Raw genomic sequence first — 13,697 nt, 5'->3', positions numbered from 1 at the left:
CCGAGGTCGCCGGCGACGACGGCCCGTGTCCCCGGGCCGTCCGCGGGCGGGCGGGGTGTGCGGGCGCCCGGGTGTGCGGGCACGGCCGATAGCCTGGGAGCGTGCCCCCCACGCCCCCGCCCTCCCGTCGCGCTGCCGACTCCCGTCCGGCCGAGCCGCGTCCGGTCGAGCCGCGGCGGCCGACCGCCGACGACGGGTTCCTGGTGGTCGACAAGCCCGCGGGCTGGACGAGCCATGACGTGGTCGCGCGTGTGCGCAGGCTCGCGTCGACCCGCAAGGTGGGGCACGCCGGGACGCTCGACCCGATGGCCACGGGGGTCCTCGTCATCGGCGTGGGCCGCGCGACACGGCTGCTGACCTACGTCACGGGTGCGGACAAGGACTACGCCGCGACCGTCCGGCTCGGCGTCGCCACGACGACGGACGACGCGGAGGGCGAGGTGCTCGCACGGGCGGATGCGGCGCACCTGACGCGCGCCGACCTCGACGCGCAGGTGGCGGTGCTGACGGGTGACCTCCTGCAGGTCCCGAGCTCGGTCTCGGCGATCAAGGTCGACGGTCAGCGCGCCTACGCGCGCGTGCGCGCCGGTGAGGACGTCGCGCTCGCGGCGCGTCCCGTGCACGTCGCGCGGTTCGCGGTGCTCGACGTGCGTGCCGCGCAGGACGACGGCGTCGCGGTGCTCGACGTGGACGTCGAGGTCACGTGCTCGTCCGGCACCTACATCCGCGCCCTCGCGCGGGACCTCGGGGCTGCCCTCGGCGTCGGTGGGCACCTGACGGCGTTGCGCAGGTCGCGCGTGGGCGGGTTCGGCCTCGCGCAGGCGCGCACGTTGGACGACCTCGGCACGACGCCCGACGACGAGGCGGTGCCGGTCCTGCCGATGGCGGAGGCGGCGCGCGCGGTCCTTCCGGTGCGGGAGCTCAGCGAGGCGGACGCCCGCGCGCTGTCGTACGGCCAGGGCATCGACCCGGTCGACGAGCCGGAGGGACCCGTCGCAGGGATCGGGCCCGACGGCAACCTCGTGGCGGTCGTCGAACGCCGCGGCGCGCGCCTGCGGCCCGCGGTGGTGTTCAGCCCGGCGTGACCGCTGGTCACCGGGCTGCGAAACGATTCGATCCGAGCGGGCTTCGCCCTCGGTCTTCCGGTTCGTCCGCTTCGCACCTACCCTGACGGTCGCACGACGAGCGCCCCGACGCCGAGGTCTGGGAGCGCTCCCTACACACGGGGAGACGACGTGGTTTCTCGAAGGACGCGCCGCGCGCTGCGCGCGGCCACAGCGATCACCAGCGCGGGCGTGCTCGCCGCGGTCGGGCTGCTGCCCGCCGTCGCGGTCGACGACGGCTTCGACGACGGACCCGGCGCGTGGATCGCGTACGGGACCGACGGCGACATCGACACCAGCAGCGGTGCGTTGTGCGTCGACGTGCCGGCCGACTCGGCCCAGTACGGCGTGGGCGTCGTGCTCAACGGCGTGGCCGTCGAGGAGGGCGCGACCTACACGTTCGCCTACACGGCGAGCGCGACGACGGACGTGACGATCCGCGCGCTCGTGGGCCAGAACGGTGCTCCCTACGGGACCGTGCTGGACACCACGCCCGCGCTGACGTCCGAGGCGACGCCGGTCGAGGAGACCTTCACCGCGTCCGCGTCGTACCCCGCGACCGCGACCGACGAGTCGCCGGAGGGCCAGATCGCCTTCCAGCTCGGCGGGTTCACCGACGAGGCGTGGACCTTCTGCCTCGACGACGTCTCGCTGAGCAGCGACAGCGAGCTCCTGCCGCACACGTCGTTCGCCGAGGGCCTGGGCCCGTGGGGCCTGTACGGCACCGGCGAGCCGACCTTCGCGGACGGGGAGATGTGCGTCGAGGTGCCCGGCGGCAACGCCAACCCCTGGGACGCCGGCCTGTCCTTCACCGGTCTGCCGATCGAGGAGGGCCAGAACTACGTCCTGTCCCTGACCGGGCGGACCGAGCCGGCGACCCCCGTGCGGGTGATCGTCGGCGAGGGTGGCGGGGCGTATCGGATGGTCCTCGAGCAGTCGGCGGCCCCGTTGGGCGTCGAGCAGACCACACTGTCGTACCCCTTCACCGCGGGCCTGGCATTCCCCGCCGACGGTGAGGCGCCCGGTCAGGTCGCCCTCCACCTCGGCAAGTCCGCGGCGTACACGTTCTGCCTCTCGGAGGTCTCGTTGACCACGTCCGCCACGCCGCCGCCGCCGTACGAGCCGGACACCGGCCCGCGGGTGCGCGTCAACCAGGTGGGCTACCTGCCGTTCGGTCCCAAGCGGGCGACGCTCGTCACCGAGGCGACGGACGCCGTGGCGTGGCAGCTCCTCGACGCCGAGGGTGCCGAGGTCGCGACCGGTGAGTCGCAGCCCGTGGGCGCCGACGCGTCGTCCGGCGAGAACGTGCACGTCATCGACTTCTCGGACGTCGAGACGGCCGGCGCGGGCCTCACGCTCGTCGCCGACGGCGAGACGAGCCACCCGTTCGACATCGCGGAGGGCCTGTACTCCCAGCTGCGCTACGACGCGCTGAACTACTTCTACCTCGCACGCTCCGGCATCGACATCGAGGCCTCGATCGTCGGCGAGGAGTACGCACGCGAGGCGGGCCACGTCGGCGTCGCGCCCAACCAGGGCGACACGGACGTGCCGTGCATCGGCCCGCGTGACTACTACGACGGCTGGACGTGCGACTACACGCTCGACGTCACCGGCGGCTGGTACGACGCCGGCGACCACGGCAAGTACGTCGTCAACGGCGGCATCGCCGTGGCGCAGCTGCTCTCGACGTACGAGCGCACGCTGACCACCGCCGGCGCGCGCGCCGGTGCGCTGGACGACGGCACGCTCAACCTCCCCGAGCACGGCAACGGCGTGCCCGACGTCCTCGACGAGGCGCGCTGGGAGCTGGAGTGGATGCTCAAGATGGTCGCGCCGTCCGGCGAGTACGCCGGCATGGTGCACCACAAGATCCACGACGAGGGGTGGACGGGTCTGCCGCTCGCCCCGGCCGACGACCCCCAGGCGCGGTCGTTGCACCGGCCGTCCACCGCGGCGACGCTCAACGTCGCGGCGGTCGCCGCGCAGGGGGCCCGCCTGTTCGCCGAGTACGACGAGCAGTTCGCGGCGACGCTGCTGGAGACCGCTCGCAGCACGTACGAGGCCGCGCTCGCGCACCCCGACGTGTACGCGCCCGCTGCGGCGGGCAGCGACGGCGGCGGACCGTACGACGACTCCGACGTGACGGACGAGTTCTACTGGGCCGCGGCCGAGCTGTACGTGAGCACGGGGGAGGACCGGTACGCGACGGACCTCACGGCCAGCGCGCACCACACGGGTGACGTGTTCGGGCCCGGGGGCTTCCACTGGGGCGGCACGGCGGCTCTCGGCCGTCTCACGCTTGCGACCGTGCCCAACGCCCTGCCGGACCGCGACGACGTGCGCGCCTCCGTCGTGGCCGGTGCGGACCGCTACCTCGCCGCGCAGGCGGAGCAGCCCTGGGGGTCGGTGTACTCCCCGACGGGCGGCAGCTACGACTGGGGATCCAACTCGTCGGTGACGAACATCCTCGTGGTGGTCGCGACGGCGTACGACCTCACGGGTGACGAGAAGTACCTGCGCGGGACCCTCGAGGGTCTGGACTACCTGTTCGGGCGCAACGCGCTCAACCAGTCCTACGTCACCGGGTGGGGCACCGTGTCGTCGCAGAACCAGCACTCGCGCTGGTTCGCGGCGCAGCTCGACCCGTCCCTGCCGCACCCGCCGCCGGGCTCGCTGGCGGGCGGACCGAACTCGATGCGCGGCACGTGGGACCCGACGATGCAGGCCACGCTGCCGGAGGACTGCGCACCGGCGACGTGCTACCTCGATGAGATCAGCTCGTGGGCGTCCAACGAGATCACCATCAACTGGAACTCGTCGCTCTCGTGGGTCGCGTCGTTCGCGGCGGACCAGGAGGACGGTGACGTCGTGGCGGTCGCACCGGCGATCACCACGCAGCCCGTCGACGTGACGGTCGCGCTCGGCGGCACGGCCACGTTCACGGCCGCGGCGTCCGGCGTCCCGGCGCCGCAGGTGCAGTGGCAGGTGCGGGACGGCGGCAAGTGGCGTGACGTGCCCGGCGCGACGGCGGCCACGCTCCAGGTGGTGGCCACGGCCGCGAAGGCCGGGACGCAGTACCGCGCGGTCTTCACGAACGCGTCGGGCTCGGCGACCACGGACGTGGCGCGGCTGCTCGTCGAGAAGCAGGCACCGGTGGTCGTGAAGCACCCGGCGGACGTCTCGGGCCGCATCGGCACGTTCGTGTCGTTCACGGCGGGCGCGTCGGGCAACCCCACGCCGACGGTCCGCTGGCAGTTCCGGTGGGGCAGCGGGCCCTGGCTCCCGGTGCCGTTCGCCCACAGCACGACCCTGCGGGTCCTGGTGACGCCGCTGGCGTACGGCACGCAGTACCGGGCGGTGTTCACCAACCCGGCCGGGACGGTGGCCACGGACGGCGCGCACCTGACACCGCGCTTCGGTCGCTGACGCGCGCAGCCCGACCCCGGGGCGATCCCGGGGTCGGGCTGCGCCGTGCGTGCGTGCCCGTCCGGCGTGGCAGGCTTGTCCGTCGGGCCCCGCGACGGGCGGGCCGACGAACGGGAGCTGGTGTGCAGGTCTGGACCGACGTGTCGCAGGTGCCCACGGGGTGGGGGCCGTCCGTCGTGACGCTCGGCAACTTCGACGGCGTGCACCGCGGGCACGTCGCGGTGCTGACGCGCATGGTGGAGGACGCGAGGGCGGTGGGCGCGCGTGCGGTCGCGGTGACGTTCACGCCGCACCCCGCGCAGGTCCACCGGCCGGACGACGCGCCCCCGCTCCTGCTCGGTGACGCGGACCGGATCGAGCTGCTCGCGGCCACGGGCCTGGACGCCGTCCTGCTCGTGACGTACACGCTCGACTTCGCCCGGCAGAGCCCGCAGGAGTTCGTCGAGCGGTACCTCGTCGGCGCGCTGCGGGCGCGGACCGTCGTGGTGGGCCGTGACGTGCGCTTCGGATGGCAGAACGCCGGGGACCTGTCCACCATGCGCGAGCTGGGGGAGCGGTACGGGTTCGAGGTCGACGTCATCGAGGACGTGCGGCCCGGTGGGATCCCGGACGCCGGGCCGGCGCACCGGCGGTGGTCGTCGACGTGGGTGCGTGAGCTCCTCGCCGAGGGTGACGTGCGGGCGGTGTCCGACGTCCTCGGCCGGCACCACCGGGTGCGCGGCGTGGTCGTGCACGGCGACGCCCGTGGGCGTGAGCTCGGGTACCCGACGGCCAACCTGGGCGCGACGACCGGCATGGTGCCCGCCGACGGCGTGTACGCCGGCTGGTTGCGTCGGGGTGAGCGGCGGCACGACGGCACGCCCGTCGCCGCGGAGGACCGGCTCCTGCCCGCCGCCGTGTCGATCGGCACGAACCCGACGTTCGACGGGCGCGACCGCCGCGTTGAGGCGTACGTCCTGGACCGCACGGACCTCGACCTGTACGACGACGAGGTGGTGCTCGAGCTGGTCGAGCGGCTGCGCCCGACGCTGCGCTTCGACTCGGCCGACGCGCTGCTCGAGCAGATGGCCCGCGACGTCCAGGACGTCCGCCGGGTGCTCGGCACCGCGCTCACGTCGCCCTCCGAGCGAGGGTGACCGGGGGAACCCTCCCGCACTGGTAGGCTTGTGCACGCCGTACGACCGGCCGCGGAACGAGAGAGCCCGGGTGGACATGCCCCGGCGCACCGCGCAACGAGAATCTGAGGAGCACCGTGTCGCTCGACACTGCCACGAAGCAGTCCATCATGGCCGAGTACGCCACCCACGAGGGCGACACCGGCTCGCCCGAGGTCCAGATCGCCGTCCTGACGCAGCGCATCAAGGACCTGACCGAGCACCTCAAGGCTCACAAGCACGACCACCACAGCCGCCGTGGGCTGCTTCTGCTCGTCGGGCGCCGTCGCCGGCTGCTCGGCTACCTGCAGAAGGTCGACATCAACCGCTACCGCGCGCTGATCGAGCGCCTCGGCCTGCGGCGCTGAACGACCCGCACCAGCCCGGACCGTGTCGGTCCGGGCTGGTCCTGCGTGAGGCCCCGTCCCTGAGTCGGGGCTGACGCAGGAACAGCACGACCCGCACCACCGCACGACCAGCACAACCACCGCGCCGACCCCGCTCGTCCGGTCCTCGGTAGTGGCTCCCGGAACACGTGTCCGGGCACCACGGTCGAAGACCGCCGCGGGGCAGGGCGGCGCCTTCGAGAACAAGGAGGGCACCCGTGGAGGGTCCCGAGATCCAGTTCGCCGAGGCCACGATCGACAACGGTCGCTTCGGCACCCGCACCGTCCGCTTCGAGACCGGCCGCCTGGCCAAGCAGGCAGCCGGCGCCGCCGTCGCGTACCTCGACGACGACACGATGCTGCTGTCGGCCACCACGGCCGGCAAGCACCCCCGTGAGGGCTTCGACTTCTTCCCGCTGACGGTGGACGTCGAGGAGCGGCAGTACGCCGCCGGCAAGATCCCCGGCTCGTTCTTCCGTCGCGAGGGCCGCCCCTCGACCGAGGCGATCCTGGCCTGCCGTCTGATCGACCGCCCGCTGCGCCCGCTGTTCGTCAAGGGCCTGCGCAACGAGGTCCAGGTCGTCGTGACGGTCCTGTCCATCAACCCGGACGACGCGTACGACGTGCTCGCGATCAACGCGGCGTCGATGTCGACCCAGCTGTCCGGCCTGCCGTTCTCCGGCCCGGTCGCCGCGACGCGCCTCGCGCTCGTCGACGGCCAGTGGGTCGCGTTCCCGCGCTACTCCGAGCGCGTGCGCTCGACGTTCGACATGGTCGTCGCAGGCCGCATCGTCGGTGACGACGTCGCGATCGCGATGATCGAGGCCGAGGCGCCCGAGGGTGCCTGGAACCTCATCCACGGCGGCGGCGGCACCGTGCCGACCGAGGACGTCGTGGCGCAGGGCCTCGAGGCCGCCAAGCCGTCGATCCGCGCGCTCGCCGAGGCGCAGCAGCAGCTCGCCGCGCAGTCCGCCAAGGAGACCCAGGTCTTCCCGACGTTCCCGGACTACCAGCCGGACGCGTACGCCGCCGTCGAGCAGGCCGCCACGGCGCGTCTGTCGGACGCGCTGACGATCGCGGACAAGCAGCAGCGCGAGGGTCGCCTCGACGAGATCAAGGCCGAGGTCCAGGGCGAGCTCGCCGAGCAGTTCGAGGGGCGCGAGAAGGAGATCTCCGCCGCGTACCGCTCGGTGCAGAAGCAGCTGATCCGTCAGCGCATCCTCACCGACGGCTTCCGCATCGACGGCCGTGGCCTGCGGGACATCCGCACGCTGTCGGCCGAGGTCGAGGTGCTGCCCCGCACGCACGGGTCGGCGCTGTTCGAGCGCGGCGAGACGCAGATCCTCGGCGTCACCACGCTGAACATGCTGCGCATGGAGCAGCAGATCGACTCGCTCTCCCCGGAGACGCGCAAGCGCTACATGCACCACTACAACTTCCCGCCGTTCTCCACGGGTGAGACGGGCCGCGTCGGCTCGCCGAAGCGCCGCGAGATCGGTCACGGCGCGCTCGCCGAGCGGGCCATCGTCCCGGTCCTGCCGGCGCGTGAGGACTTCCCCTACGCGATCCGCCAGGTCTCCGAGGCGCTGGGCTCCAACGGCTCGACGTCCATGGGCTCGGTCTGCGCCGCGACCCTGTCGCTGCTCAACGCGGGTGTGCCGCTGCGCGCGCCCGTCGCCGGCATCGCCATGGGCCTGGTGTCCGACACGGTCGCCGGTGAGACCCGCTACGCGGCGCTCACCGACATCCTGGGTGCCGAGGACGCGTTCGGCGACATGGACTTCAAGATCGCCGGTACCCGTGAGTTCGTCACGGCCATCCAGCTCGACACCAAGCTCGACGGCATCCCCGCCTCGGTCCTCGGTGGCGCGCTGACCCAGGCCAAGGAGGCTCGCCTGGCGATCCTCGACGTCATCGCCGAGGCGATCGACGTGCCCGACGAGATGAGCCCGTTCGCGCCTCGCGTGATCTCGGTGAAGGTGCCGGTCGACAAGATCGGCGAGGTCATCGGCCCGAAGGGCAAGATGATCAACCAGATCCAGGAGGAGACCGGCGCCGACATCTCGATCGAGGACGACGGCACGGTCTACATCGGCGCCACCGACGGACCGTCGGCGGAGGCCGCGCGGGCCGCGATCAACGCGATCGCGAACCCGCACATGCCCGAGATCGGCGAGCGCTTCGTCGGTACCGTGGTGAAGACGACGACCTTCGGCGCGTTCATCTCGCTGTCCCCGGGCAAGGACGGTCTGCTGCACATCTCGCAGATCCGCAAGCTCGTCGGCGGCAAGCGCGTGGAGAACGTCGAGGACGTCCTCGCGGTCGGCCAGAAGGTCCAGGTCGAGATCGGCGAGATCGACCCGCGCGGCAAGCTGTCGCTGCACGCGGTCCTCGACGAGGCGCAGGGCGAGGGCGAGCCGGCGGCCGAGCCGGCGAGCACCGACGCCTGACGTGCCGCAGATCCTCCCGCTCGTCGCGCCCGGCTCGCCGGGCGCGGAGCTCGTCGTCGGGCAGGACGGTGGCGCCGCAGTGCGGCGCACCGTCCTGCCCGGCGGCGTCCGGGTCCTGACCGAGCACATGCCGGGCCTGCGTTCCGCCACCGTCGGGGCGTGGGTCGGCGTGGGCTCGCGGGACGAGACGTCGGGCCACTTCGGCTCGACGCACTTCCTCGAGCACCTGCTGTTCAAGGGCACCGCGCGGCGCACCGCGATGGACATCGCCGAGGCGTTCGACGCCGTCGGGGGCGAGGCCAACGCGGCGACCGGCAAGGAGCACACCTGCTACTACGCACGGGTGCTCGACACCGACGTGCCCATGGCCGTCGACGTGATCGCCGACATGGTGACGTCGGCGCGGCTCGACGCCGACGAGCTGGAGACCGAGCGCGGGGTCATCCTCGAGGAGCTCGCGATGAACGACGACGACCCGTCGGACGTCGCGCACGAGCAGTTCGCCACGGCAGTCTTCGGCGACACGCCCCTCGGGCGCCCGATCGGCGGTACGCCGCACGCGATCCGGTCCGTGCCCCGCGACGCCGTCTGGGAGCACTACCGCGAGCACTACCGGTCCGACACGCTCGTCGTGACCGCGGCCGGCGGGGTCGACCACGACGCGCTGTGCGCGCAGGTGGCCGACGCGCTCGCCGACGGTGGCTGGACGTTGGCGGCAGCGGCCGTCCCGGCGTCGCGTCGTCCGGCGGGAGCACCCGGGCCCGCGGCCACCGGCGCAGAGCTGACGGTCCGCCGTCCCACCGAGCAGGCCAACGTGATCGTCGGCGGCACGTGCCTGAACGCCACCGACGAGCGCCGGTTCGTCCTCTCGGTCCTCAACGCGGCCCTTGGCGGCGGCATGTCGTCGCGGCTCTTCCAGGAGATCCGCGAGAAGCGCGGCCTGGCGTACTCGACGTACTCGTTCGCGAGCGGGCACGCCGAGACCGGGATGTTCGGCCTCTACGCGGGATGCACCCCGGCCAAGGTCGACGAGGTCACGGCGCTCCTGGTCGTCGAGCTCGAGCGGATGGCGCAGGAGCCGATGGGTGCCGCCGAGCTGACCCGCAGCATCGGGCAGCTGTGCGGCGGGCTCGTGCTCGGGATGGAGGACACCGGGTCGCGCATGAGCCGGCTGGGCAAGGCCGAGCTGGTGCACGGGGAGCTGCTCGACATCGACGAGTCGCTCGCCCGGGTCCGTGCGGTCACCGCGCGCGAGGTGCAGGAGCTGGCAGCCGAGCTCGCGGCGGCACCGCGCAGCGTCGTGCGGGTGGGGCCGTTCGGCGACTGACGGCCCCACGGAGGGCCCGTCGGCGGCATGATGAGGCATGGCCGTCGCCGTGGAGTCCTACCGTCGCTTCGCCGTCCCCGCCGCGCTGCACGGCGTCGCCGAGCACGCGTGGGTCGCGCGTCACGACGGCGGGCGGCAGCACACCGAGGTGCTCCTGCCCGACGGTCGTGGTCTCCTGCAGGTGGTGCGTGGCAGGGGAGGGCGTCTGGTCGACCCGTTGACCGGGGCGGACACCCCGGACCGCGACGGCCTGCGCGGTGCGTGGACGCGAGCGGTGATCGCCGAGCAGACGGGTCCCGTCGCGCGGCTGGGGGTGCAGCTGCACCCGCTCGGCGTCGCGCGGCTGGGCGTGCTGCGATCCGCGGCCGACACCTGGCTGCCGCTCGACGAGGTGCTCCCCCCGGACGTCGCGGCGCGTGTCGGGGACCTGCTGGACGCCCGGGACGACGACGCCGCGGTGGGCACGGTGCTCGACGCGCTCGCGGCCCTGCCCCGGCGGACCGGTGCCGACCTGGACCACCTCGAGGACGCCCTGGCGTTCATCGACGAGCGCCGCGGCCTCGTCCGGCAGACCGACGTGGCCCGGGAGGTCGCGACGAGCCTGGGGGAGCTGCACCGCTGGTGCACGCACCTGCTCGGGATGTCGCCCGCGCAGTACCTGTCCGCCGTGCGGTTCAGCACGTTCGTCCGCGAGTCGGTGGGCTCCGGACCCGTCGACCCCACCGCCACGGTGGGCGCCGTCGAGTGGTTCGTCGGCGCCGGGTACCCGCCGCGCGAGGTCGAGCGGTTCAGCGGTCTGCCACCGGCCGACCTGCGCAGGCTCGCCGACCACCTCGCGCAGCGGGTCGGCTCGTCCGCCCGGGGCTGACACGCGCCCCGGACGGACGGAGGGCTGCGGGCCGGCGACGACTAGGGTGGCGTGCCGTGAGCGAACCGATCCGGGTGGCCGTGCTGGGAGCGTCAGGACGCATGGGGGCGACGACCGTGCGCGCCGTGCAGGAGGCCGACGGCCTGGAGCTGGTGGCAGCGCTCGACGCGGGTGACGACCTGCGGTCGGTCGTGGACGCCGGCGCCCAGGTGGCCGTCGACTTCACCGTGCCGTCGGTGACGGAGCAGAACGTCCACACGATGCTCGATGCGGGCGTGCACGTCGTGGTCGGCACGACCGGCTGGGACGACGCGTCGCTGGGGCGGGTCCGCGACCACCTGCTGCGCGCACCCGGCGTCGGCGTCGTCGTCGCGCCGAACTTCGCGCTCGGCGCGGTCCTGGCGATGTCGTTCGCGCGCCAGGCCGCACGGTGGTTCGAGTCCGTCGAGGTCGTCGAGCTGCACCACCCCGACAAGGTCGACGCACCCTCGGGCACCGCCCGGCACACCGCGCAGGGCATCGCCGCCGCGCGCGCGTCCGCCGGGCTGGGTCCCGTGCCGGACGCGACGAGCCAGACGCTGGACGGTGCGCGCGGTGCCGACGTCGACGGCGTGCGCGTGCACGCCGTGCGGCTGCGGGGCCTCGTGGCGCACGAGGAGATCCTGCTCGGCAACGCGGGCGAGATGCTCACGATCCGTCACGACTCGTTCGACCGCGTCAGCTTCATGCCGGGGGTGCTGCTCGCGGTGCGGCAGGTCGCCGGTCGTCCCGGCCTCACCGTGGGACTCGAGGACCTCCTGGGGCTGCACGCGTGAGCGAGCCCGCAGCTCCTCGCCGGCGCACCGGCCTGGTCGCCGCCGTCGCGTTGACGGCCCTGCTCGGGATCTACGTGTGGCTGGTCGCGCTGCGGGCGGTGCAGCTGATCGGGACGGGGGAGACCGTCGGGATCGTGCTGGGCGTCGCGCTGCTCGTCGTCCCGCTCCTGGTGCTCGCGCTCATCGCGCGGGAGTGGCTGCTCGCGCTCGATGTGCAGCGCATGGCCGACGAGCTCGCCGCAGCCGGCGACCTGCCGGTGGACGACCTGCCGCGTTCGCCCAGCGGTCGAGTCGACCGGGTGGCGGCGCGGGCGGCCTTCGGGCCGTACCGCGACGAGGTCGAGGCGGACCCGGGTCGGTGGCAGGGCTGGTACCACCTGGCGTTCGCGTACGACGCCGCGGGGGACAGGTCCCGGGCGCGGGCGGCGCTGCGCACGGCGAGCCGCCTGCACCGCGGCAGGCCCGCAGGCAGCGACCTGCCCTGACGGTGGACGCGGCCGGACTCAGATGGCCGCGTACCAGCGGGCCTCGGTGACGACGTGCGCCTCGTCGTCCGGACCGGGACCGGTCGCCAGGCGGCGTGTGCGACCGTCGGGGCCGAGGCCGGCGCCGGACAGGAAGTGCTCGCGCGCCGTGTCGCCGTCGACGACCCAGGTCTGCACCTGGTCGGCGCCGTCGGCGCGCAGCAGGTCGACGGCCGCCGCGAGCAGCCGCGACCCGTGACCGACCCGCTGGTCGGGCGGGTCGACCTCGAGGGCGAGCACGATGCCGCCCGGAGCCTGCAGGGGGTCGGCGGCGGCCACGGGCGCGACCGACGCGACGCCGACGACCCGCGGCCCGTCGCACGCCACGAGGACGTGGTAGCCCGGCCCGGGGGTGTTCGTCACGGCCTGGCGCCACTGCTCGACGAAGGCCTGCTCGTCGAGCGAGTCGAGGACGACCTCCCCGAGCACGTCGACGTGCGCGGCCCGCCAGGCGGCGAGCTGGATGGCGGCGATCCGGGTCTCGTCACCCGGGACGGCGGGGCGGACCGACACGTCGGCGGTGGGAAGCACCCCGCGAGCCTAACCGCGGGTCGCCCGTCTCAGGGCATGCCGAGCAGCCGCAGCCCGGCCGCGGTGGCGGCCGCCAGGACGACGACGACCACGAACGGTGCGCGGAGCACGAGCGCCACGGCCGCCACACCGAGGGCGGGCAGCCGCGCGTCGACGACGACCTGGCCACCGCTCGTCGACGTCTGCACGGCCACGAGGGCCGACAGCAGCGCGACCGTGACCAGCGCGGCGACGCGCGCGACGCGCGGCTGGGCGAGCCAGTGCTCCGGCAGGACGTGGCCCGCGAGCTTGATCGCCAGACAGGCCAGCCCGGCGAGCAGGACGGCGCCCCACAGCGGCGTCATGCGGTGCCCCCGGTCGTCGTAGGCCGCTCCTGCGTGAGGAGTCCGACGACGACCGCGACGAGCGCCGCCAGGAGCACCGGGACCCCTGCCGGCAGCACGGGCGTGGTGGCCAGCGCGACGACGACGGCGGCCGCGGCCACGCCCTGGGCCGTGCGGGAGGCCAGGCGCGGCCAGACGGGCGCCAGGAAGGCCGCGCCGGCGGCCGCGTCGAGGCCGTAGGCGCGCGGGTCGCCGAGCCGGTCACCGGCCAGGGCCCCGAGCAGCGTGAAGAGGTTCCACAGCACGAGCACGCCCACGCCCGTCCACCAGAACCCGACGCGTGCCGCACGGCGCGACGGCTGGGCGGTCGCGACGGCGGTCGACTCGTCGATCGTCACGTGCGCCGCCGGCAGCCGCCAGCGCCACGGCAGGTCGAGCAACGGCGTGAGCTGGGCGCCGTACAGGCCGTTGCGCGCACCCAGCAGCGCGGCGGACGCGACGGCGGCCCCGACGGCACCGCCCGCGCCGACGACGCCGATGAACGCGAACTGGGAACCGCCGGAGAACATCAGCAGGCTCAGCGCCATGGTCTGCGGGACGCTCAGGCCGGCCGCGACCGACAGCGCCCCGAAGGACACGCCGTACAGGCCCGTCGCGACCGACACGGACACCGCCTGCCGACGTGCGGCGGCGACGGGGTCGTGCGGGGTCACGTCGTCACTGTCGCACAGGGACCGCGGGGGTCCGGTGCTGTCCGCGCACCGCGTCGCGCGGACGGCGCCGGTTC

12 protein-coding genes are annotated in these 13,697 nt (G+C 74.0%); 9 read left to right on the top strand and 3 right to left on the bottom strand.

Annotated features, from left to right (window positions below; translation table 11 throughout):
- Positions 1-200 precede the first annotated feature (200 nt).
- The 9 genes from truB (at position 201) to IR158_RS02545 (ending at position 12,017) form a co-directional block, all read left to right on the top strand.
- A complete protein-coding gene (truB, locus tag IR158_RS02585) occupies positions 201-1,085 on the top strand; it encodes a tRNA pseudouridine(55) synthase TruB (RefSeq protein ID WP_291809537.1) in 885 nt (294 codons plus the stop codon).
- 150 nt (positions 1,086-1,235) lie between these two features.
- Positions 1,236-4,532, top strand: coding sequence for a glycoside hydrolase family 9 protein (locus IR158_RS02580; RefSeq protein ID WP_291809104.1), 3,297 nt, complete (start codon positions 1,236-1,238; stop codon positions 4,530-4,532).
- Positions 4,533-4,654: 122 nt separating this feature from the next.
- Positions 4,655-5,668 carry a bifunctional riboflavin kinase/FAD synthetase gene (locus IR158_RS02575; protein WP_291809101.1) on the top strand — a complete coding sequence of 338 codons (1,014 nt, stop codon included), beginning with the start codon at positions 4,655-4,657 and terminating at the stop codon, positions 5,666-5,668.
- 116 nt (positions 5,669-5,784) lie between these two features.
- Entirely contained in the window at positions 5,785-6,054 is a 270-nt protein-coding gene (gene rpsO / locus IR158_RS02570; protein WP_013116749.1) for a 30S ribosomal protein S15, read from the top strand.
- 236 nt (positions 6,055-6,290) lie between these two features.
- Positions 6,291-8,522: a polyribonucleotide nucleotidyltransferase gene (locus tag IR158_RS02565; protein WP_291809088.1), complete on the top strand. Its 2,232-nt coding sequence runs from the start codon at positions 6,291-6,293 to the stop codon at positions 8,520-8,522.
- Position 8,523: 1 nt separating this feature from the next.
- Positions 8,524-9,849 (top strand): pitrilysin family protein, encoded by a 1,326-nt coding sequence (locus tag IR158_RS02560; RefSeq protein ID WP_291809085.1) that lies wholly within the window; start codon positions 8,524-8,526, stop codon positions 9,847-9,849.
- Positions 9,850-9,886: 37 nt separating this feature from the next.
- Positions 9,887-10,717, top strand: a complete 831-nt coding sequence (locus IR158_RS02555; protein WP_291809082.1) for a hypothetical protein — start codon at positions 9,887-9,889, stop codon at positions 10,715-10,717.
- A gap of 56 nt (positions 10,718-10,773) precedes the next feature.
- Positions 10,774-11,532, top strand: a complete 759-nt coding sequence (gene dapB, locus IR158_RS02550) for a 4-hydroxy-tetrahydrodipicolinate reductase (protein WP_291809079.1) — start codon at positions 10,774-10,776, stop codon at positions 11,530-11,532.
- On the top strand, positions 11,529-12,017 hold the full coding sequence (locus IR158_RS02545; protein WP_291809077.1) for a hypothetical protein: 489 nt from the start codon (positions 11,529-11,531) through the stop codon (positions 12,015-12,017). Before dapB ends, IR158_RS02545 begins: the two co-directional genes overlap by 4 nt.
- 18 nt (positions 12,018-12,035) lie before the next feature.
- Here the strand turns inward: IR158_RS02545 and IR158_RS02540 are convergent, their stop codons facing one another.
- From IR158_RS02540 to IR158_RS02530, 3 genes are read right to left on the bottom strand one after another with little or no spacing between them, the layout of a single operon-like run.
- Complete coding sequence (locus IR158_RS02540) at positions 12,036-12,587, bottom strand: GNAT family N-acetyltransferase (protein WP_291809075.1); 552 nt, start codon at positions 12,585-12,587, stop codon at positions 12,036-12,038.
- A gap of 29 nt (positions 12,588-12,616) precedes the next feature.
- Positions 12,617-12,931 (bottom strand): AzlD domain-containing protein, encoded by a 315-nt coding sequence (locus IR158_RS02535; RefSeq protein ID WP_227577591.1) that lies wholly within the window; start codon positions 12,929-12,931, stop codon positions 12,617-12,619.
- Complete coding sequence (locus tag IR158_RS02530) at positions 12,928-13,623, bottom strand: AzlC family ABC transporter permease (RefSeq protein WP_291809070.1); 696 nt, start codon at positions 13,621-13,623, stop codon at positions 12,928-12,930. Before IR158_RS02530 ends, IR158_RS02535 begins: the two co-directional genes overlap by 4 nt.
- Positions 13,624-13,697 lie beyond the last annotated feature (74 nt).

It is taken from the genome of Cellulomonas sp., from assembly GCF_015234515.1.
Taxonomy (GTDB): domain Bacteria; phylum Actinomycetota; class Actinomycetes; order Actinomycetales; family Cellulomonadaceae; genus Cellulomonas.
The sequence above is the reverse complement of the archived record's forward strand: the minus strand, read 5'-3'. Positions and strand labels throughout refer to the sequence as shown.

Excerpts from the sequence above, each read along its gene's own strand:
- IR158_RS02555 (WP_291809082.1), top strand. The coding sequence starts at position 9,887 with ATGGCCGTCGCCGTGGAGTCCTACCGTCGCTTCGCCGTCCCCGCCGCG.
- IR158_RS02535 (WP_227577591.1), bottom strand. The coding sequence starts at position 12,931 with ATGACGCCGCTGTGGGGCGCCGTCCTGCTCGCCGGGCTGGCCTGTCTG.